This is a genomic window from Peribacillus sp. NPDC097197 (genome assembly GCF_050278025.1).
Lineage (GTDB): Bacteria > Bacillota > Bacilli > Bacillales > DSM-1321 > Peribacillus.
This window is the reverse complement of record NZ_JBNNST010000017.1, coordinates 19508-40579: the sequence shown is the minus strand read 5'-3', so window position 1 is coordinate 40579 and position 21072 is coordinate 19508. Positions and strand designations below refer to the sequence as shown.

Sequence of the window (21072 nt, the reverse complement as noted above, 5' to 3'; positions counted from 1 at the left end):
AGAGAAACCCCAAACAATGCAGGTTTCTCTTATTCTGATTAAAGGGACCAATAGCAAATCGATCTATATTTTCTTTTGCTTTCCCGTCTATTATTAACTCGCATAAAATCCATATCCTCTAGTTTATATCCGTTTTTGCTTTTAAAGCCTGCTTCCACCAGAGGCATCAATAACTTGCCCCGTGATCCATCGTGCTTCCTCAGATGCTACAAATGCAACGATATCGGCAACATCTTCAGTGGTGCCCACTCTAGAGAATGCAGAAAATGCCTCCGCTCCGGCCCGTCCTTCTGGGGTGGCGAGCATATCCTCGTTCATATCAGTAGCCGTAATTCCCGGGGCCACTGTATTCACAGTAATGCCTTTGGATGCAAAATGGGGAGCTAAGGCCAAAGTAAGTGTGTCTATGGCTCCCTTGGAAGCGGAATAAATGGTATGCATGGGACCAGCCACACGAGTAAAGCCAGAAGAAATGTTAATGATTCGTCCACCGTTCCGAATAAATGGGCTAGCTGCTTGAGTAATGAAGTACGGAGCTTTAAGGTTAACATTCATGATATCTTCAAACGTTTCAATCGATGTTTCTTCAAATGGAATGGCCGGTGAGATACCTGCGTTATTGATTAAGATATCTAAGTGTACAGTCCCCAACTCCGAGCGAGTAGCATCTTCAAATGCGGTCCAAAGCTTTTTTATACCGGAAATACCAGTGGTTAAATCTCCTTGCAGAGCCACATCTTTTGAACCCAAGGACTTGACATCATCCACAACTTTTAAAGCAGCATCCTTATTATTGGCGTAATGAACACCTATAAATGCCGCTCCGCCAACAGCTAATTTTTTGGTTATTTCAGCCCCTATCCCACGACTTGCCCCTGTAACCAATGCCACTTTACCATTGAATTTTCCTTTATTCGTCGACATATCATCTACTCCTTTAAAGATAAATTGAATGCATAATCAATATTAAAAGATTATAATCATTCTGAATAGTACGATATTTGTGTGTCGTTACGATCAAAGGGGATATTAAGAAAGGCGGACAACAGTTAAATGCAGGCTTGTTTTTTAGCATGACGAATAGAGGTAATATGAACTTAGAGTAAAGGAAGAGGTGGAGTTCCATGATTGAATTAACAAGTGCTGACTTAACTTGCCCGTTCACTACAGCTCAGAAAGTATTGTCGGGTAAATGGTCCCTCGTAATTATCTTTCATCTAAAGAACGGACCCATACGATTCAACGAACTCTTAAGGAAATTTGACGGCCTAACGCACTCGTCACTGACTAAACAACTGAGGCAGCTGGAAAACTTTCAACTTATTCACCGTGAGGTCTATCATCAAGTTCCGCCAAAAGTGGAATACTCCCTAACCAAATTGAGGGAAAAGCTCTTCCCAACGATTAATGAGCTCACGGAATGGGGAAGCAAGTATATCGATAATTGCAAGAGTGTTGAAAGATAACCGAAACCAGGCCACATTACGTTTGTAGTCGGTCGTTCATGACTTATTCGAATGCATTGGGTGGATTAAATGGAAGCATGGGCGGCATGATGTCACAAACCCAATAAAACCCCTTGATAATAAGGGGTTAGAAGGTTTATATGAATGATATACAAAACTAAGTCGGACATAACCTGAACCGCCGTATACCGAACGGTACGGACGGTGGTGTGAGAGGTCGGAGGCTAGGCGCCTCCTCCTACTCGATTATTCAACTAATGTCCCTGTTTGAATAAGTACATTCACAAACACCTTTAGCTCCAAAAAAACTAGAGCATCGTATCCGTTAATAAACAGAAACAGAAACTGAATAAACTAATATCTATTTGAATTATTTTTTAGAATAAGAGGAAAGACCCCGTCCGATAAGGTTTGCGGAAACAGGCTTTCTTCCCAATTCTCTTGCCCAAATTGATAGTTGTCCTATATGATGAATTTCGTGAACAATGCTATGTCTCATAACTTCGCCCCAAGTATCCGTTACAATTTTTCCATCTGGCAGGGTATCGTAAAATGATTTATTTTCCATACTTACATCCCAGTTATTCACAAATTTTTCCACTTCTAAATGAAATTCTGCGTCCAAATTTCGAACCTTATTCAAGCTTTTATAATTATGGAAACTCTCCTGAAAATCAGTTTTCCCCTGTAAGAGACGTATCCAGCTCCACTCGACATCAATAATATGGAAAAGTGTATGTAATATACTTCCCATTCCACCTGTTCGGTTTTGCAAAAGCTCATCTTCACTTAACTCTTCACACCAACGATACCAGTCTTCTCTTACCATCCAGTTATATCTGAAAAGTGTTTTCAATAAAAACCCTCCACAATAAGAAAATAATAAACTGATTTCACAAGCCCTCAATGGCTTCAGGGTGTTTTTGCTTTGATAAGTTCGTCACGGAATAATTTCAAAAATAGTACCTTGGTTAAAATCATTCACTTTCATCGAACCATAAACCCCTAAATATAGTGTAGTTTGATCAAGATTTGTTCCCAAGCTCACATAATAAGCTGATTGGGAACCAAAATTATAATCGGTTTGAATCACGTTATAATCATTTAGTTTACAATCTTCCCTTATACTAGTGTAAGCTAAAACCCCTCTAGCCGGAGATTGACTTTCTTCCTTCTGGGCAAGATCAGTAAACACAACATTTCCTGCTAAGGCGGGGATTTTATCCCCCATATAGGGTTGCACTCCTGTCAGTGCAGTTCCTCCAAATTTATCGGGTCGGGGATCTTTATGAAAATAACTAGTCACAGGTTCAAGACGATTTCCTGAAACTTTTAGTGCCTCATCATAATAAGCCATTGTTTTCTCTTCCAAAGTTGGATTCGCAGAGCAACCCTTTACAATTGGAGTAGGGAGGATACCTTCCCACGCTCGCCAGCCAAAGTTAATCAATCCTTCTTGACCCGCTTCAGATTTCATGAGGAAAGCTCGAGCAAGATGGGTAACCGGTATTGGTTTATACGGACCAAATGAAAAAATGGACTCTACCACATCCTGTCCGACATTTCCCGCATATTTGATGTACTGATTATTAAATCTTTGAAATGATATGCCAGGTATATTCCGTACGCCTTTAACAATCATCGTAAGTGTTTCCTGAATAGGTAGGGGAAGTTCATTGAACCGTGTGACGATGGGGGGATTTCGGATGAATGTATTCTTACCTACATCAATTTCAATTATTTTACCTGCGATTTCCATGTCGTTCTGGCTTAAATTGAATGGATCAAAGCCTGACCCACCATCCCCTGTGGTTAAAACGAGTTTTCCTGTTTCAGGTGAAAAGTTTAAGCTATTTACACCATTATGATTAGAAAATGGTCTTCTTATGTTTAGTAATGTCCGTCGTTGTTGAGGTTCACCATTCGAAGGTAAAACCCATTCTTCCAAAGTATCAATATGGTCATATTGAGTTTCTCTATCGTCCCACTTTAGGTTTAAGGTCCTTAAATCGCACGGGTTAGGTGAAAAAGAATCAGGAAGAGCACCAGGGCCCTGTGCTCCAGCTACTGAATAATGAAGGTAAAACAGACCGTTATCATAAAATTGGGGATGAAAAGCTAGTCCTAGCAAACCGCGTTCATCATATCCACCTCTAGAAGCACCTAGTTTTACGATACGCAGGCGAATATCAATAAACGTCCGTATAACTCCGTCTCTTATATAAAAAATTTCCCCTACTTGGGTTGCGATGAATATTGTTTCTTTTGAGTCACCCGGGAGTATCGCTGTTTTCAAAACAGTCGGTAAATTTATCTTACTTACAATGGGCCGTAAACCAACCTTCACTCTTTTCAATAAATTTACACTCCTTCTTCGTTTTTCTTTTATTAAGATATGATTAGACCTGTTTTATTAATACCAAATAATGAAGGAGCGAACTAGGAGTTGACCATCTTTTCGTAGCCAGCTAGAAAAAGAGGTTGTCATAATGTACTATGCCTTCATAAATCAGTTATCTATCGTTAAGTTGGATAGATATCCAGTGATTTTTAGATAAAACAGTGAATAGTATAAGGTTAGGTTACTATTTGATGGAGGTGGGATTTCTGAAGAGGGTAAAAAGTATAGCCGTACAGTATTGGCAGCATCCTTTTTTTGAAATCAAACGTGACCTTACGGAATGGTTACCTACCACTAAACTAATACTCACCGCGATATTAAGTTCGTTTGCAGCCATATTTCAATCAGCAGGGGGATATATGCCCGGCATTGGTTTTGTCGTAAGTGCGATGACGACATTACCTATATGTTTAGCAACGATTGTATCGGTCAGATACGGATTTCTTTCTTATTCTGTGACAATCCTTCTGGTATTGTTTATCCAGCCTAGCGAACTACTTATTTTTTCCTTCACAACGGGTATTCTAGGATGGGTACTTGGTGTTTCCTTCTATAAGTCGAAAACAAGGCTAATGGTTGTTTTCTTGTCGGGAGTTACCTTATTTATGGGAATCATAGCGATTCTTTTCATTTTCCGCTTTCCTGTGTTAGGCTCAGGCTTTGGTACGTCTTTTCATTTTCCATCCTTATTTCTCATAGCGGTTTTCAGTATTCTGTATGCATGGATAGCAGCAGAAGCTTGTTCGTTTGTTCTGAAGCGATTGGCTCAAACCCTGCCTGATAGAGTGATCAAGCGGGTGAATGATGTTCAGGACAGGAAATCCAGAAAAAATGTAAAAGTGAAAAAATAGAGCCGTAGCGAACCTGCTTGGGCTCTATTTCCTGTGAAACTTAAGAAAAATGGTTTGGCTATCGAGAATAGACTCCTGGAGTACTTCATTTAACGAAGCAACAGATCCACCTACAAGTATAGTGAGAAAGTAAATCACCAGGCGTTCGAGAGAAACAGAGCGTTCTAACAAGAAGAAACAGGGTTCCTTTATTAAAGGGACCCAGTTCGAAGAAGTAATCGTATTTGTTAGTTGAAAGGTTCCTAATCATTATTCGAAATCATTGTACGTATATCCCGGGAATTTGACCACTTCCCATTTCTTTTTCCTTAATGCGTCCAACACTTCAGATCCCACATTTAAATTACTTTCCACAATTTCTTTAGGAACCAATGCCATCCACTGTGTTAATGAAATATCGGCATATTTGGGGCTTTTGAATACTTCTAGGTACGTAAGCGTCTCGCTGCCTGTATTTTGGATATAATGTCCAAAGCAGAACGGCATGTACCCAACATCTCCTGCTCTTACATCAAACGTACGAGCTGTTCCATCAGCTGCATACCCGGTCATCCGTCCTTGGCCAGTCAGGAAGTATTGCCATTCATCATTATTCGGATGCCAGTGTAATTCCCTCATGGCTCCCGGCAAGACTTCGACAAGAGCTACAGATATATTTTCCGACACGGGGAAATTGGTGGAATCCGCCACACGGACCGATCCCCCTGGAGATGTAACAGGTTCTTGACCAAGGAGGCTATGCGTAAAATTCCGGGTACCGAAAGGATCTGGAATCGCTACTTGATCGATTGGACCGGGAACTTCCCCTTGATAAATGTACTTTTCCTGTTTCGGGATATCTTTAAATGCACTTTCCGGTACACCAAAATTAGCAGATAGAACTTCTTTAGGGGTATGGGCGAACCAATCTGAGATTGCGAAGGTGTCTAAATCCGAGAAAGCCCCGTTATCAAACACCAATAAAAACTCACACCCTTCCTCCAAACCTTGAATCGAGTGGGGGATGCCAGGTGGGAAATACCATAGGTCGCCAACACCAACGTCTGCAATGAAGTTTTTCCCATTCTGGTCTACAGCGGTTATCCTCGCTCTGCCTGCAAGCATAAAACTCCATTCGACTTCTTTATGCCAATGCAGTTCCCTTACGCCACCTGGCGTTAAACGCATATTAACTCCTGCAAGTGTCGTGGCGACCGGCAATTCACGTATTGTAATCTGTCTTGACCATCCACCGTGCTTTAAAACCATATTCGTGTCGGAGAAGGAAAACCGTAAATTCGGAACAGTTCCCTCATCCGTCACTGGGGGCACAAGCATATCCGGATTTTCCAATGCTCGTAAAATATCACGTGGTCCGAGATCTGTTGCACCAGCACCGTCAGCTCGAATCGGTTCAGGTATTCTATCCGCATACACTGTAAAATCAATCGGCTTCGTCAATGATTTACCTCCTTAATCCATCCCGTTTAATTGAAATTAAACAGTACTACATGATGTATATTACTCACATTACTTTTCAATGCCAGTAAGAACAGGTTGCATTTGGAAGTTAATACTTATATGACGTTTCCTCCCTTTATATTTCGTTTGATTCTTATTGTGTTGGCCATTTTTGTTTTAACGAACTTATAAAAGTTTGAACGTTTTTCTTATCTTTCATAATAGGAGAGTAAACATAGGAAAGCGTACGTGGAAACGTCTCATTTTTCACCTGTAAGATAGAAAGGATATGATGCTGTACATCTCTTTCTATGACACTACGGGACAGGAGAGAGAGACCCATTCCATTTTTTATAAGTGTTTCTTTAATTCCTTGGTTACTACTGATGGTCAGGAGCGACTTGACTTTCAGCCCGTTTGAACGGATAAGGTGGTTCAGGTATTCACGGGTACCCGATCCTACTTCTCGAGTGACCCATGCCTGATTTTGCAGGTCGGATATCGTTAGATCTTTTTTATTAGCTAGTTCATGTTTGTTGGAGGAAACGATAAATAATTCATCTTGCATGAAGGAGTGCACGGAAAGCTCCTTTTCATTGGTCTGGCCTTCAATCAAGCCTATATCCACTTTGTATAACTGGACGGATTGAACGATTTCTTCCGTATTTCCTATCATGACTTGAAGCTCGAGTTCGGGATAGTCATTTTGCAGATCGATGAGTAAAGAGGGGAGTATATACTCGCCAATTGTAAAACTAGCACCAATCTTTAATTCTCCTTTTATCGTGTTGTGACGCTCCTCGATGTCTCGTCTCGTTTGTTCGTAAATCGTGATCATCTGCTTTGCCCGCTCGTATAAAATTTCTCCGGTTGGGGTGATTTTTATATATTTTGGCGATCGCAGAAGCAATTTTGTCTGAAACTCTTGTTCCAGTTTTTTTATATGTAAACTAACATTGGGCTGTGACATTAGAAGTCTATCGGCAGTTTTTGTGAAATTTTTGACTTCGACAAGGGTTACAAACGTTTTTAATGCATCGTAATACAAATATATCCCACCTAATCATTAGTATTCCTAATAGTTTAAATAACATATATATATTTTACTAATGATTTTACATCTGGTAAAGTTTAACTAGAAATATATAGAATTGAAAAAATGTCGTTTCATTATTGTTATGCTTGTATACTAGAATAAAAGGTTATGCGACTATAACGATAATTATTTGAATATTCGTTATACATAAAATGATAGTTATTATTCTTTTGCGAGGTGGAAATCGTTGCAACTTCAGGTAATGAACAGTCCGTTTAACCAAGAACAAGTAGAACTTCTTAATCGTCTTTTGCCAACTTTGACAGAAACGCAAAAAGTTTGGCTGAACGGTTATTTGTCTGCGACGCAGTCTTTTTCTGCGATAACAGAGGCACCACTGCAAGAACTTCTTGTTAAACAACAAGAAAAGACAATATCAAAAGAAGTGACCATTCTCTACGGATCCCAGACAGGCAACGCCCAAAGGATTGCGGAGAACGCGGCTAAGAAGTTAGAGGAAAAAGGCTTTCAAGTAGCCGTTTCCTCCATGAGTGATTTCAAGCCGAATCAGTTGAAGAAAGTCAAAAACCTTCTTATTGCAGTTAGTACACATGGTGAAGGTGACCCGCCGGATAATGCTTTGACGTTTCATGAATTTGTGAATGGAAGACGTGCACCGAAACTGGATGATCTCCATTTTTCCGTGTTGTCGCTTGGTGATAGCTCGTATGAGTTTTTCTGCCAAACGGGCAAGGACTTCGATGAGCGTTTGGAAGAGCTTGGTGGCAAAAGGCTTTATCCTCGCGTTGATTGCGATTTGGATTATGATGAACCTGCAACGGAGTGGCTAGAAGGTGTTATTGCGAGCTTAAGTGAGGCCGGGGAAGCGGCTATTGTTGCTCCTGCTGAGCAATCAGTTGTTGGTGAATCCGTATATTCAAGAAAAAATCCATTCAAAGCCGAAGTTCTGGAAAACTTGAATTTGAATGGCCGAGGTTCAAATAAAGAAACATGTCATCTGGAGTTGTCGCTAGAAGGCTCTGGACTCACATTTGAGCCTGGTGATAGTCTTGGTGTATATCCAGAAAATGATCCTGCACTTGTAGACCTTATTCTTGAAGAGATCGAGTGGGAGCCTGAAGAAAAGGTGACCGTAAACAAACAGGGAGATGTTCTTTCGCTTAAAGAAGCACTCAGCTCCCATTTGGAGATAACTGTTTTGACTAAATCGCTTCTTGAACAGGCGGCACAGCTTTCAAGCAATGAAAAATTACGGGAGCTAGTGTCACCAGGAAATGAAGAAAAACTAAAAGCCTACCGTCAAGGAAGAGATTTGCTTGATTTAATCCGCGACTTTGGTCAATGGGGGGAATCGGCACAGGAGTTCGTCTCCACTCTTCGGAAAATGCCGGCCCGTCTTTATTCGATTGCGAGCTCTTTATCCGCGAATCCAGATGAAGTCCATTTAACAATCGGAACAGTGCGGTACAATACGTATGGACGTGAACGAAATGGAGTTTGTTCTATATTATGTGCGGAACGGTTACAACCAGGTGACACCTTGCCAATCTACATTCAATCTAACCAAAATTTCAAGCTGCCGAGTAATCCAGACACCCCAATCATTATGGTAGGACCAGGTACAGGTGTTGCTCCATTCCGTTCGTTTATGCAAGAACGTGAGGAAGCGGGAATACAAGGTAAATCGTGGATGTTTTTCGGGGATCAGCATTTCGTGACGGATTTCCTTTATCAGACCGAATGGCAAAAGTGGCTGAAATCAGGTGTGTTATCTAAGATGGATGTTGCGTTTTCGCGTGACACCGACGAAAAAGTATATGTACAGAACCGCATGCTTGAACATAGTGGCGAGCTATTCAATTGGTTGCAAGAGGGTGCTGCTGTTTATATTTGCGGTGATGAGAAAAATATGGCACATGATGTCCATGAAACCCTTATAGGAATTATCCAAAAAGAAGGCAGCATGAGCCATGAGGAAGCGGTAAGCTATCTTAGCAACATGCAAAAAGAAAAACGCTATCAGCGAGATGTATACTGATTTCGGACGGAAAGGAGATAAAATAATATGGTGGATCCTTTATTAAAATCAATACTAAAAGCACCAGACGGCCCGCCTAGTGACGTCGAGGAGATAAAAGAAAGAAGTAATTACTTGCGTGGAACGCTCATGGAAGTGATGCAAGACCGAATAAGTGCCGGTATTCCCGATGATGATAATCGTTTGATGAAGCATCACGGCAGTTACTTGCAGGATGATCGGGATCTTCGAAATGAACGACAAAAACAAAAGCTTGAACCAGCTTATCAATTCATGCTCCGTGTACGCATGCCTGGAGGTGTGGCCCAGCCAGCTCAGTGGCTTGTCATGGATGAACTTGCCCAAAAATATGGAAACGGCACGTTAAAGCTGACAACACGTGAAACGTTTCAAATGCATGGCATTTTAAAATGGAATATGAAAAAGACGATACAGGATATTCATGCGTCCATGCTTGATACGATTGCAGCATGCGGTGATGTGAACCGAAACGTCATGTGCAACTCAAATCCCTATCAATCAGAGATACATACGGAAGTATATGAATGGTCAAAAAGGTTGAGTGACTATCTATTGCCTCGAACAAGGGCCTATCATGAAATTTGGCTTGATGAAGAGAAAGTGGTCGGAACACCGGAAGTAGAAGAAGTGGAACCGATGTACGGACCGCTTTATTTACCACGGAAGTTCAAAATTGGAATCGCTGTTCCGCCATCGAATGACATCGATGTATATTCACAAGATTTAGGCTTCATAGCAATCGTTGAAGATACTAAACTTGTAGGATTCAATGTAGCGATAGGCGGGGGCATGGGCATGACTCATGGCGACACTGCGACATATCCTCAGCTTGCCAAGGTAATCGGCTTTTGTACACCAGACCAAATTTTGGATGTGGCGGAAAAGGTCATTACGATTCAACGGGATTATGGGAACCGTTCCATCCGAAAAAATGCCCGCTTCAAGTATACGGTTGATCGACTTGGGGTTGAAACGGTCAAGGCTGAACTGGAAAACCGACTTGGCTGGAACCTGGCTGAAGCGAAGGAATACCATTTCGATCATAATGGGGACCGCTATGGCTGGGTGAAAGGCGTGCAAGGCAAGTGGCATTATACCCTGTTTGTCCAAAGTGGTCGTATTGCCGATTTTGATGATTACAAGCTGATGACAGGCTTGCGTGAAATCGCGAAAGTCCATACAGGGGATATCCGGTTAACAGCCAATCAAAATTTGATTATTGCCAACGTCTCTAGTCAAAAAAAGAAAGAAATCAATGAACTTATGGAACAATACGGTTTGACGGATGGCAAGCATTATTCAGCACTCCGTCGCAGCTCACTTGCATGCGTCGCTCTTCCCACATGCGGATTGGCGATGGCGGAAGCTGAGCGTTATTTACCGGATTTACTTGAGAAAATCGAGAGCATTGTTGATGAAAATGGTCTGCGGGATAAAGAGATTACCATCCGTATGACGGGCTGTCCTAACAGTTGTGCCCGTCCAGCCCTCGCAGAAATAGGCTTTATCGGGAAAGCCCCCGGCAAATACAATATGTATCTCGGAGCGGCCTTTGATGGCAGCCGACTCAGTAAAATGTATCGCGAAAATATTGGTGAAGAAGAAATATTAAGCGAATTGCGTGTACTGCTTTCACGTTATGCAAAAGAACGACAAGAAGGCGAACACTTTGGAAACTTCGTCGTCCGCACGGGAGTCATTAAAGCAACAACAGACGGTATGAATTTTCATGCATAATCAAATATGTATTTGAGACAGGACTTGTGCCTGTCTCTTTTTTGTATTTGTCGAAAAACCGATATTGAATAAACTCGAAGATAGACCGATTATTGAACAATAAGCATTTGAACTTGGTTCTCAATAAGCCCAATCATAAGGCGGTTAAAAAATTGAAATGGGTAAAGGTAGCGTTGAGTAGTTCGATTTTTATTGTAAAACTTTCCTTCCTCCGTATCTTGATAGAATTGGTATTTCTTATTTTGACTTCTGTATTTATCTTTGTAGTTAGGGAATCGACCTTATATAAATATATTAAACGTACCTCCATAATTGATTGAATAATCCAAGATGAATTAAATTGGCTTTTTTGATTGGTGGCATAACTCAAAAGATTTGACCCTATTTTTGTAGTGTAGTAATATCAGTAGATGGACAGGTGTCATAACTTAGGGTTATAAGTTAAGTAGAAAAAGGGGAAATAGAACATGAAATATGGGTATGCAAGGGTAAGTACAATCAGTCAGGATTTAGCAGCACAACTTCAAGCATTAGAAAAAGAGGGCTGTGAAAAAATTTACTCCGAGAAGTTCACGGGTACTAAATCGGATCGTCCACAATTTCAAGAATTACTTTCATTGCTGAAAGTGGGGGACACTCTGGTTGTTACCAAGTTGGATCGCTTTGCTAGATCAACCGTGGATGCGCTTAAGACTATAAAAGATTTGTTTGAAAAGGGAGTTAAGGTACATATTCTGAATATGGGTCTGGTCGAGAACACACCTACGGGAAAACTAATCTTTAGTGTCATGAGTGCTTTTGCAGAATTTGAAAGAGATATGATAGTCGAGCGTACTCAAGAAGGGAAAGCTATTGCGAAGCTACGTGAGGATTTTAGGGAAGGTAGACCGAATAAATTTAGTAGGAAACAGATTGAACATGCTTTACAGCTATTAGAGTCTAATTCCTATAAACAAGTAGAAAATATGACGGGGATTTCTAAGAGTACCCTAATAAGGGCAAAAAGAAAAATAAATGTGTACTTTAAAGAGTGATAGTTTTTACAAAGTGCATCCATAATTCACTTGTTTTAGGACGAATTAAAGAAGAGATATAAAAAGAGTAGAATGACTTAACGAAAAACATCCAGTGATACTTTACAATTTAAGTGGGAGAATAACGGAAATTTACTGTAAATTTCGTTTTTGCAATTTCTCTTCTTGGGGGTAAGGAATGGAACTTGAAAACAGCATTTTATGAATTCGTTTAGAGTTTGAGAAAGCTATTCGAAATAGTCATTAAATAATAGAAGAAACTCGTCAAAAAATAATGCCTTTGCTCTGAAAGGTTATTACCAATGGAGAAAAGAGAATCTTTTACATTAAATGGTTCTGAGGGTGAAGGTATAATAGAACAAATTGATGGTGTAATTGAGTTTGATAACAAGATATTTTTGGTGGAAATGAAATGGTGGGATAAACCTATAGGAGTAGGTGAGGTTTCACAACACTTGGTTCGAATATTTAATCGTGGTCAAGCGTGTGGTATTTTTATTTCTACATCCCCTTTTACCCAGCCAGCGGTAGCTATCTGTAAGGATTCACTTTCTAAGGCCTTAATAATCCTTATTAACCTTGAGGAACTTTATAAGTTACTTAAACAGGATGGAGATCTTAAAGGATACTTAAAAAAGAAATTGCAAGCTGCCATAATAAATAAGGATCCATACTATATCCCGCTTTGAAAAATACTCAGTGCAAAAGGTTAAATCGCTAGCTCTCGACCAACAAGCTTTTCAATATATTTCGTGGCGAAGATTTAGAAATTGCGAATAACTAACAAGTTAAGGTTTTCGTAAATAGTTTACTATGAAGTAATAAGTAAATTGATACTTTTCTATTTAATTACTAGTTAAGGCCTTTTAAAGCGTGCAAGCTCTATATCGGTCCTGCACGCTTTTTATATTAAGTAGAAAGCTTTAAGCTATTTTAAAATTAAATAATCCTTTTGCATCATGGCCCACGATTCATTCATTACTCTGTGAAGGCTAGCCCAATCTTCACTAAGCTTTTCATCAACATATTTATTCCGAAGGTCTGGTTTCTCAATTAATGTCCATTTCATTTGAGATATTGAATATTTTGCAAAAGCCATCCATTCAGTGTAGTTAATTGCTAGAGGATTTTGATTGAAGTAAACCTTTCCTCCATTAACACCTGTACAAATTGAATGAGAAATAAATAGCATGGTTTGTAACTTAGGCATTCTTCTGTTAAGGATGTTTACTGGTATCGAGTCTTTTAATATGTGACCCTCACTTAATCTCTTAATACAATATAAAAATCGTACAACAACCTCAATAATCATAGTTGGAATTGACATGGAGCAGAAATGTTTAAAGTCATAACCTTGTGCATACATCCCTCTTGCAACTTCTGCTATTGATAGATTATTTGATCCAATAGATCCAAATTGAAATCTATTAAATAGAGTCATTAACGGTACTGGAAGTCCCATAGAGGTGTTCACATCCGATTGTAAATGTCCAAAAACTTGAGCAATTGCATTGAAAATGTTCATACCTTCTGGAACTTCGCTTACAACTTGAGAAATTATTTTACCGCTTTTATCAATTGCAGTAAACCTACCTGTCATAATATCAAAGACACCAAATATAAATCCTAAAATTGGATCATGACCTAAAGAATGATATCGGTGAAACCAGCTACTCAATCCATCGACATACTCATTTAAATTATGATTCGTAGATGGATCGTAAGGTACTTTAAACTTATTTTCCAACTCTTTGATCTTTTCAGGTGGAATAGCTTCATCAAACTTTTGACGAATATAGTTAGATAAAGGACCAGCACTGATGCCTTCTTTTGTTTTCTGTGGTATTCCCACTAAAAAAATATCTACTGCAGAAGCTAGTACACCTGCTGTTATGCAAATTGAGTAATCAATCGGATCTAATTTATGTAGTGTGTTAAATTCATTTCTTAACTGGGTAATGTATTTTTCGTTTGATTTCAGTTCTGCTTCAGTAAAAAAAGATTCCAACTCAACGTCTGTGTTAGTAGTTCCTTTAGTGTTATTTGAAATTTCTTCCCATGACTGTATATTTAGTATTTTCTTTGATGCTTTTGAATTAGTCATATCGTTCTTTATGCTATTAGCTCTATCACTTAGTCCTAGTTCCTCTAACAACTTCCCGCTTGAAGAAATATTGTCATTTAGAGTTATTAAATCTTTTTCAAGGGAAGGCATAGAATTTAATGTATCATCATGATATTTTAAAACTCTATTAATTTCTTTTTCTGATTCAGAATACTGAAATTTCCCCATTTATGCTGTACCTAGATCTGCTCTAAGATCTTTAATGGCTTGTTGTAATAATATATTTAATCCGTTTAAATATTCTGCTCTTTCTTTTGTAGCATCTACTTCTTCTTTAAGAGCTTTAATGATAGCGTTGTGCTTACGAAGAGCTTCTTGATAAAGTAGTTCCTTTTCTTGTTTCAATTTTGTTTTTCTGTGCCATGCACTTAACGCTATACCACCACCTGCTAATAAAGCTACTGGAGCAGCAAGAACAAAAACACCTGCAGCCATTCCCCCACCAACAATTCCACCAGCAGCTGCTAGACCTGAAGTAATGCCGGCAGCACTTAATCCGACAGTACCTAAACCATATAGAGCTGCAAAAGATGCTGCTCCACCTAGCCCAGCACCCAATGCACCTGAAAGTACATCTGATAGAGGGCTATTTAACAGTGTCCTTTTTTTATCCTGTATTGCCATTCCTGCTTCATTTACTACATTTACAACCGATTGAAGGGAGTCTATAGTTTTAAAGTTCATTTATATTAGCTCCTTAAAGGTTTTTTCTACCTAAATTTTATAGCAAGTTAATAATCAATTATATATAATGTTATTATATTACTGGAGTAAAAATTTTCCTATAATATTCATTTAATATTACTACCAAGTCGGGAACATTTAGGTACTCGGAAAAAAACTTAACTGGAGCTTGATATGGAAAATATAACTTATACAATAACTATTCCTACGCTGGGAATAGTTAATATCAACTTTTATGATATATCTCTAGAGGTAATAAATCTATTTGAGAAAACAAATGAATTTAAAAGGCAAAAAGAAATTAAACACTTGGGCTTAATTGCTAAGGTATTTGAGGGTTCATCTCACTCTCGGTTTGACTATGTAATGTTACAATGCGCCCTTGTGGATTTAGTTGATAATATTCATAAGGGTTCTTCTAATTTAAGTTTAGGGAGTCTAAAAGTAGATGGTGAGAGTATATCAGGCAACTCCATTGTAAAGTCTTGGTTTCTTCTCTCAAACTATGGACACACAAAATTTACCTTTGGTGATGAAAAAGCAATAATGCTGTATGCTATTAAGACAAAAGGTTTTAGAACTCAGTTACTAAGACCAATTGACGACAGCGAACTAAAGTCTTGGTGTGCCAAAGTAATTATGGATTATGATTATTCTAAGATGCACTATGTCTTGGCAATAAGAAGAATATACAAAGGAACCTTACGTAATATTAAGTCAAGGGAAAAATTACTTAAACTAATTAAATTGTTATTATTGGATAAAAGCCATCTAAGTTATAGGGTCAATGAAGAAAAACTTGAGCAATTAAAAAGGCTATTTAATGTAATAAGAAGGTTATCTATTATCTCTATTGATGGACATTATTCTCATATGCCGGTTACTATTGATTTGATTGCATCCATTATTTCTCTGGGTTCAATAGATAATACATACAATAATAAAAGTTTATCTGAACAGTTACAGCCGATAACTTCACTACTTCATGATGAACTCTACTTAAATAAAAACGTATTAGAACTACAAAGAAATTATGAAATAGAATCACAGAATTTGCTAAGTGCATATAAAGCAGAGGGTGTTGATTCATTAATTGAGTTAGCGCTTTCAAAAGGTTTGCACAGCGATCTCCAAAAAAATTTAAAACATTTCTCTAGATTACAGTTGAAAGAATCTTTACAAAGTGATAATGATTTTAAATCAGATTTAAATGAGCTAGCTAAGGTACGTACAGGATGTCGGGATACTGAATATAGCATTGATTATAATCCTGTTAGCGGCCTAAGATATATAGATTTCTTCTTATGTGTGGATAAATTTTCAGAGGAGCAGCTGCCATCATTCATTTTTAATATCTGTAATTATATCCATGGCTTAACTAGAATTCTAGAACAAAATGCAAATTTTGATATCGATAGAGTTTTGGAGAACGTTATTTCGATGGGGGAAGACTACAAGTTTGATAAAGAAAAATTAATTGAAATAGTCATCGAGTCAAGAAGGTTAACTTTCCCGGAATTGAATCGTAGATATATGAATGATATCATCCCGTTATATAAAGAGTTACTATGGAGTATTCTAAGGTATTTTATTAAGGATCAATATATTTGGGATGTGAACATACAAACTAGGAAATACCCACAGTTTATTTTCGACATTGATGGAAAAAGTACAAGTTTAAACCGTATTTTCAACTATGCCATAGAAAATGAACCTGATGGTGATAGAGCTTTTGAAATATTACAATTGAAAAAATCAGCTACTCGCACATTTGAGGGATTTATTTTAGCTAGCATGGCAAGAATTACAATATATGATATTACAAAATCACCGAATGAAAGAATTGCAACAGATATTGATTCTATCTTGATAAAGGTAAGTAAAAATAAAATGATAGTAGAGTTTCATGAATCAAAAAACACTAAAAAAACTCCTGAGAATAAAGCAAAAAAGGACTTAAATGATAAATTCATAAAAGTACTTAATAATAATGCTAAAGGGTATAGAATAAAAGAAGTAAAAGGAATGGGTGCAAAACTTGTGCTAGCTTTTAATAATCAGTAAGAAAGAGTTAAGTATTGAAATGTTGAAATTGCTAACATTTTGCGAACGCAATCCCTTAAAAAACTGTAAATCACCGTTAAAGATGTTACAGTAAATAATATCTAAAACGTTGATTTACCGCGCTTTTTGCACTTCTTGTTAACGATGTTACACTCTCAAAGCTTACGGGCGGCATGATGTAATCACTACTAAATCAATAATTATCATCCATCACTACCCAAGCCGAGTTGAGTGTGGGAACATATTCTATGTATTATACTTCAGTTTACATAATACATGTTATAAACACTCTCAAAAAGTAAGGTGCTGTCCCAAGTGTCATGATAATGACTTTTGGGATAGCACCTTTATAATCCAATTTCTTTAGAACCATTAGTATAATTTATCTTTCACAAGGTATAAGGTCTTTGTCACTGTAGCTTTTTTAATTGGCATCATAGAGTGTTTTTGAAATATATAGCTTATTTATTATTTTAATGTTGCGAAGAGAAGGTTGGTTCTCTTGCATAGACATTAGTATGGCTATTATGACGATTACAACCAAAGATACTCGGTTAAAATTAAAATAGTTATATCATGAACTTTTGTGATGATACTAATTGCTAACTAATGCTAGTTCTTCAAAAGCTTTAATTGCTGCCTCGGCAACTTGAATATCATTTGGGACGCTACTGCCACTTACGCCGACAGCACCAATGACTTTTCCATCTTTAACGAGTGGGATTCCTCCACCAAAAACGACTATTCTTCCATTATTGGTTGTGTTTAAGCCAAATAGTTCAGCATTAGGAGTAGTGGCATTGGCTAATGCTGATGTTGGCATTTTTAATGCTACAGAAGTCCAAGCTTTGTTTTGAGCTATACTTATACTGGCTAACCAAGCGTCATCCATACGATGAACAGCAAGTAAATTTCCACCTTCATCTACAATAGAGATTACCATAGATAGATTAAGGTTATTTGCTTTTTGTTCTGCTGCGGCAATTAAATGCTTTGCTAATTTTAAAGTTAATTTATTCATGAGAATCCTCCTATTAATTCTTAAAATATAATGGATTGTTACACTAGTTCTTGATCAATCTTAAGGATGCTTTGTAACATTAGGTTACCGGCTTTTTCAATGTCATCAGCATGACTATATTCTTCTGGACAATGACTTTTTCCATCAATACTTTTAACGAAAATCATGACTGACTTTGATATTGTTGACATATGTGCAGCATCATGTACGGCCATGCTCGAGAAAGTCATATATGGTTCTGACATCTCCTGTGCTGTTTTCTGGAGGATGTGAACAAGGTCGTAATCTAAAACAACCGTTTTTTGATTTAGGAAAACTTCCTGGTGAACGTTTACTTTTCTTTTTTTAGCGATGGATTGCCAACTTTCTTGAATTGTTTGTATCGCCTTCTCTATTTGTTCTTCTGAACTTCCTCTTATTTCAAAGATAAAGTTAACTAATCCGGGGATAATGTTCGCTGTATTTGAAGATACATTCAATGTACCGACCGTTCCGACTACACCATTGTCAATGTTATTACAATAACGTTCGATTGAAAGAATCATTTCTGCTGTAGCTGTTAGTGCATCTTTCCGATCTTCCATCAATGTTGTTCCAGAGTGATTCGATTCTCCAATCACTTTTACCTTACTTCGATACGTCCCAACCACTTTATCTATTACTGCCACGGCAATGTTATTTCTTTCTAATCTCTTACCTTGTTCGATGTGAAGTTCAATAAACACCTTTTTACTTTTTCGCATTTCCTCCATTTTTGCAAATTGATTAAGATCCCCGCCAACTTTTTTAAGTTCCGAATGAAGTGAATTTCCTTTTGTGTCATAGATATTCTGTAATTTGTCAGCTGTTAAGCTCCCCACAAATGATCGACTACCAAAAGTGGATAGATTAAAATCGTTTGTTTCTTCTGCAGTAAAAGAGACAATTTCAACATCATGATTAAGCGTAATATTATGGTCAATCAATGTTTGTATTATTTCTTTTGCCATAAGAACACCTAAGGGTCCATCATATTCCCCTCCATTGGGAACAGAATCTAAATGGGAGCCGATAACAATGCTGCCTTTTTTCTTTTGATTTCCTTTTTTTATTCCCCATATATTGGCGGCACCATCTATGTTTACTTCTAATCCAATACTTTCCAATTCTTGGATAAATAAAGTTCGTACATCTTGGTCAGCTATAGAGAAACTAGGTCGTGTCACACCACCTTGAAGGTTTTTTCCATATTGTGCATATTTATGGATGTCAGACAATAATCTATTACTATTTATCTGAACATCTACTTTGTTTGTTAAATTCCTCAAGTGTTTCACCTGCAATTCTCCTAATCTATTTATCACCTATTACACCGTAGGAAGGGGCTTGTTCTGGTTGGATTGCTCTTGTTTTATAGTCTTCGGCTTGATGTTTATAAATATCCCATAGCTTTTTTAAATCTTTAAGAGGATGGTCGCTGTCATCGACACGTAAATCTATATAAGCAAAAGGGATATCCGGTAGATAAACAAGAAGGGAGATGGAGCGTTCTTGATCTAACTCACCCCCCATGTCAAAACCAACTTCGAGTGATGCTATTAAGCGATCGGCTAGAGAAAGATCTGTCCTTTTTATAAAGTAATTCCCCATCGCTGTTGGTATTACCGCAACACTTAAAAGATTTCCAATACATGCTACGTTTTTTGCATAAAATTCTCCGTGAATCCCGAGGGCTTTTTCACCAGTAAACACACTAGCTTCGCCATTAGAGTCTACGACAGCTAGTTGTCTAAACTCTGGAAAATCTGAGGCAATTTTCATTGTTCGAATTGCGGCATGTGCATTATAACCTTGCTCTAAAGTAGAAAGTCCAATGTCTGCTAGACGAGGGTCTGTTACATTTTGGGTTAGTACTATTCCTACATTGGATTTAATCCAAGGACATCTGGCTCCAACAGCTGGACTACTTGAGGTAACGATAGCGCCTAAAGCGTTTGTAGACTCGCAACGTCCTGCAATGGAAAATGTGCTAGTTATTTTCATGGAAAATCCTCCTTCCAATAGAAGCAAGAAATGATTACTTCTCTTTTATTCGTATGTTCTATAAAATTTTTCTATTTTACTATTCTTTATCGCTAATTACGGCTTCAACATCAATTTCTACCAACATTTCTGGAAGTGCTAGGCCTTGAACGACAAGGCCAGTACTAACTGGATACACACCTTTAAAGTGTTTGGCAATCACACTGTATACTTCTTTTCGATAAGAACGATCTGTTACATAGGTAGTTAGTTTACAAACATCTTCCATCTTTCCGCCAGCTTCTTCAAGAAGCTGCTTTATACAACGACAGGCGTTTTCTGTTTGTTCTACAACATCATTTTCCCCATGAAAATTACCTTCTAAATCAAAAGCTGTTTGACCTCTCATATAAATATGATTTCCAGCACGGACGACCATACTAAATTCATTTGTTACATGGTGAGATTCTTCACCCATGTTGGAAGGATAAAATTTATTTGTCTCGAATTTATGGTATCGTTTAATTTCCATTAGATATTCTCCTTTCTATTTTCAGAGGCTATAAGTTTTTATAGGATAATGCGTAAAGTATCCCATCCAAGCAAATCTTGAGCTTGAGAATATCGACCTTCATCTAATAGCTGACGGATACGTGATGAAGATATCATTTTATTATCTATACATTTAAGAGGGGGTAGAACTTCCACTCTAAAATAGCGTCGTAAAACGTCATTATTTCCTTTTCGATCTTTACCGAACATAAAGTTAGGTCCTTCCCATATTTCAATTGGATGAAGTCGTTTTACTTCTTCAATAAATATGGGAACTTCCTGTCTAGTAAAAGCCTCGTTAAATTTTCCGATTATGACATGCTCAGCTCCTAAATGTTCAAGGAGCTGAAGTTTTTTCTTCTAACGTAGTTAAAAGTGAACAATCGGTAAAATAGACTTTCGGAGGTGGATCAAAGGTATATACAACAAAGGGAACGCCAAGTTTTTTGGCGCGTTCTTTTGCTGTGTTTAATAATAATTGGTGCCCTTTATGGATACCATCTAGCGCACCAATAGTAAGAATGGATTCGGGAAGCTTAATATTGCCTGGATCATGAATTTCCACTGGACACCGTCTCCT

At 38.0% G+C, this 21072-nt stretch carries 20 protein-coding genes; 7 read left to right on the top strand and 13 right to left on the bottom strand.

Features of this window, described 5'->3' with window-relative positions; all coding sequences use genetic code 11:
- Window positions 1–141: 141 nt before the first annotated feature.
- Window positions 142–924 (bottom strand): SDR family oxidoreductase, encoded by a 783-nt coding sequence (locus ACQKL6_RS17780; RefSeq protein ID WP_403080182.1) that lies wholly within the window; start codon window positions 922–924, stop codon window positions 142–144.
- A 200-nt stretch (window positions 925–1124) separates the two neighbouring features.
- Between ACQKL6_RS17780 and ACQKL6_RS17775 the strand changes: the two genes are divergently transcribed.
- Window positions 1125–1466: a winged helix-turn-helix transcriptional regulator gene (locus ACQKL6_RS17775; protein ID WP_427651635.1), complete on the top strand. Its 342-nt coding sequence runs from the start codon at window positions 1125–1127 to the stop codon at window positions 1464–1466.
- Window positions 1467–1836: 370 nt separating this feature from the next.
- Here ACQKL6_RS17775 and ACQKL6_RS17770 read toward each other — a convergent pair whose 3' ends face one another.
- On the bottom strand, window positions 1837–2322 hold the full coding sequence (locus ACQKL6_RS17770) for a DinB family protein (RefSeq protein WP_427651633.1): 486 nt from the start codon (window positions 2320–2322) through the stop codon (window positions 1837–1839).
- An 84-nt stretch (window positions 2323–2406) separates the two neighbouring features.
- Window positions 2407–3822, bottom strand: coding sequence for a PQQ-dependent sugar dehydrogenase (locus tag ACQKL6_RS17765; RefSeq protein WP_427651632.1), 1416 nt, complete (start codon window positions 3820–3822; stop codon window positions 2407–2409).
- 236 nt (window positions 3823–4058) lie between these two features.
- Between ACQKL6_RS17765 and ACQKL6_RS17760 the strand changes: the two genes are divergently transcribed.
- On the top strand, window positions 4059–4718 hold the full coding sequence (locus tag ACQKL6_RS17760; RefSeq protein WP_427651631.1) for a hypothetical protein: 660 nt from the start codon (window positions 4059–4061) through the stop codon (window positions 4716–4718).
- A gap of 249 nt (window positions 4719–4967) precedes the next feature.
- On the opposite strand, the gene ACQKL6_RS17755 is transcribed toward ACQKL6_RS17760, so the two are convergent.
- Window positions 4968–6158, bottom strand: coding sequence for an oxalate decarboxylase family bicupin (locus ACQKL6_RS17755; RefSeq protein WP_402872514.1), 1191 nt, complete (start codon window positions 6156–6158; stop codon window positions 4968–4970).
- Between the two features lie 154 nt (window positions 6159–6312).
- Window positions 6313–7206 carry a LysR family transcriptional regulator gene (locus ACQKL6_RS17750; RefSeq protein ID WP_402989607.1) on the bottom strand — a complete coding sequence of 298 codons (894 nt, stop codon included), beginning with the start codon at window positions 7204–7206 and terminating at the stop codon, window positions 6313–6315.
- A 235-nt stretch (window positions 7207–7441) separates the two neighbouring features.
- Here ACQKL6_RS17750 and ACQKL6_RS17745 point away from each other — a divergent pair, with 235 nt between their 5' ends.
- The 4 genes from ACQKL6_RS17745 to ACQKL6_RS17730 all read left to right on the top strand — a co-directional run bounded on the left by ACQKL6_RS17745 (window position 7442) and on the right by ACQKL6_RS17730 (window position 12734).
- Window positions 7442–9253, top strand: a complete 1812-nt coding sequence (locus tag ACQKL6_RS17745) for an assimilatory sulfite reductase (NADPH) flavoprotein subunit (protein WP_402989605.1) — start codon at window positions 7442–7444, stop codon at window positions 9251–9253.
- Window positions 9254–9280: 27 nt separating this feature from the next.
- Complete coding sequence (cysI, locus tag ACQKL6_RS17740; RefSeq protein WP_402989602.1) at window positions 9281–11011, top strand: assimilatory sulfite reductase (NADPH) hemoprotein subunit; 1731 nt, start codon at window positions 9281–9283, stop codon at window positions 11009–11011.
- A 467-nt stretch (window positions 11012–11478) separates the two neighbouring features.
- Window positions 11479–12045: a recombinase family protein gene (locus ACQKL6_RS17735; RefSeq protein WP_427651629.1), complete on the top strand. Its 567-nt coding sequence runs from the start codon at window positions 11479–11481 to the stop codon at window positions 12043–12045.
- A gap of 302 nt (window positions 12046–12347) precedes the next feature.
- Window positions 12348–12734, top strand: coding sequence for a restriction endonuclease (locus ACQKL6_RS17730; protein ID WP_427651628.1), 387 nt, complete (start codon window positions 12348–12350; stop codon window positions 12732–12734).
- 239 nt (window positions 12735–12973) lie between these two features.
- Here ACQKL6_RS17730 and ACQKL6_RS17725 read toward each other — a convergent pair whose 3' ends face one another.
- On the bottom strand, window positions 12974–14338 hold the full coding sequence (locus tag ACQKL6_RS17725; RefSeq protein ID WP_427651627.1) for a hypothetical protein: 1365 nt from the start codon (window positions 14336–14338) through the stop codon (window positions 12974–12976).
- A complete protein-coding gene (locus ACQKL6_RS17720) occupies window positions 14339–14854 on the bottom strand; it encodes a hypothetical protein (protein ID WP_427651626.1) in 516 nt (171 codons plus the stop codon). It lies immediately after the preceding gene.
- Window positions 14855–15028: 174 nt separating this feature from the next.
- On the opposite strand from ACQKL6_RS17720, the gene ACQKL6_RS17715 reads away from it, so the two are divergent.
- On the top strand, window positions 15029–16918 hold the full coding sequence (locus tag ACQKL6_RS17715) for a hypothetical protein (protein WP_427651625.1): 1890 nt from the start codon (window positions 15029–15031) through the stop codon (window positions 16916–16918).
- Between the two features lie 595 nt (window positions 16919–17513).
- Here the strand turns inward: ACQKL6_RS17715 and ACQKL6_RS17710 are convergent.
- The 6 genes from ACQKL6_RS17710 to ACQKL6_RS17685 all read right to left on the bottom strand — a co-directional run bounded on the left by ACQKL6_RS17710 (window position 17514) and on the right by ACQKL6_RS17685 (window position 21057).
- On the bottom strand, window positions 17514–17939 hold the full coding sequence (locus tag ACQKL6_RS17710; RefSeq protein ID WP_402969145.1) for a GlcG/HbpS family heme-binding protein: 426 nt from the start codon (window positions 17937–17939) through the stop codon (window positions 17514–17516).
- Between the two features lie 38 nt (window positions 17940–17977).
- The gene (locus tag ACQKL6_RS17705; RefSeq protein WP_402989586.1) at window positions 17978–19255 is read right to left on the bottom strand and encodes a Zn-dependent hydrolase; all 1278 of its coding nucleotides are present in this window, start codon (window positions 19253–19255) and stop codon (window positions 17978–17980) included.
- 16 nt (window positions 19256–19271) lie between these two features.
- Window positions 19272–19961 carry a DUF1028 domain-containing protein gene (locus tag ACQKL6_RS17700; protein ID WP_402989583.1) on the bottom strand — a complete coding sequence of 230 codons (690 nt, stop codon included), beginning with the start codon at window positions 19959–19961 and terminating at the stop codon, window positions 19272–19274.
- 79 nt (window positions 19962–20040) lie between these two features.
- Window positions 20041–20472 carry a RidA family protein gene (locus ACQKL6_RS17695; protein WP_402959192.1) on the bottom strand — a complete coding sequence of 144 codons (432 nt, stop codon included), beginning with the start codon at window positions 20470–20472 and terminating at the stop codon, window positions 20041–20043.
- Window positions 20473–20510: 38 nt separating this feature from the next.
- On the bottom strand, window positions 20511–20804 hold the full coding sequence (locus ACQKL6_RS17690) for a hypothetical protein (RefSeq protein WP_427651650.1): 294 nt from the start codon (window positions 20802–20804) through the stop codon (window positions 20511–20513).
- 25 nt (window positions 20805–20829) lie between these two features.
- On the bottom strand, window positions 20830–21057 hold the full coding sequence (locus ACQKL6_RS17685) for a hypothetical protein (RefSeq protein ID WP_427651624.1): 228 nt from the start codon (window positions 21055–21057) through the stop codon (window positions 20830–20832).
- Between the last annotated feature and the right edge of the window lie 15 nt (window positions 21058–21072).

Excerpts from the sequence above, each read along its gene's own strand:
- ACQKL6_RS17780 (WP_403080182.1), bottom strand. The coding sequence starts at position 924 with ATGTCGACGAATAAAGGAAAATTCAATGGTAAAGTGGCATTGGTTACA.
- cysI (WP_402989602.1), top strand. The coding sequence starts at position 9,281 with ATGGTGGATCCTTTATTAAAATCAATACTAAAAGCACCAGACGGCCCG.
- ACQKL6_RS17710 (WP_402969145.1), bottom strand. The coding sequence starts at position 17,939 with ATGAATAAATTAACTTTAAAATTAGCAAAGCATTTAATTGCCGCAGCA.
- ACQKL6_RS17735 (WP_427651629.1), top strand. The coding sequence starts at position 11,479 with ATGAAATATGGGTATGCAAGGGTAAGTACAATCAGTCAGGATTTAGCA.
- ACQKL6_RS17725 (WP_427651627.1), bottom strand. The coding sequence starts at position 14,338 with ATGGGGAAATTTCAGTATTCTGAATCAGAAAAAGAAATTAATAGAGTT.
- ACQKL6_RS17730 (WP_427651628.1), top strand. The coding sequence starts at position 12,348 with ATGGAGAAAAGAGAATCTTTTACATTAAATGGTTCTGAGGGTGAAGGT.
- ACQKL6_RS17775 (WP_427651635.1), top strand. The coding sequence starts at position 1,125 with ATGATTGAATTAACAAGTGCTGACTTAACTTGCCCGTTCACTACAGCT.
- ACQKL6_RS17720 (WP_427651626.1), bottom strand. The coding sequence starts at position 14,854 with ATGAACTTTAAAACTATAGACTCCCTTCAATCGGTTGTAAATGTAGTA.
- ACQKL6_RS17695 (WP_402959192.1), bottom strand. The coding sequence starts at position 20,472 with ATGGAAATTAAACGATACCATAAATTCGAGACAAATAAATTTTATCCT.
- ACQKL6_RS17700 (WP_402989583.1), bottom strand. The coding sequence starts at position 19,961 with ATGAAAATAACTAGCACATTTTCCATTGCAGGACGTTGCGAGTCTACA.
- ACQKL6_RS17760 (WP_427651631.1), top strand. The coding sequence starts at position 4,059 with ATGGAGGTGGGATTTCTGAAGAGGGTAAAAAGTATAGCCGTACAGTAT.
- ACQKL6_RS17715 (WP_427651625.1), top strand. The coding sequence starts at position 15,029 with ATGGAAAATATAACTTATACAATAACTATTCCTACGCTGGGAATAGTT.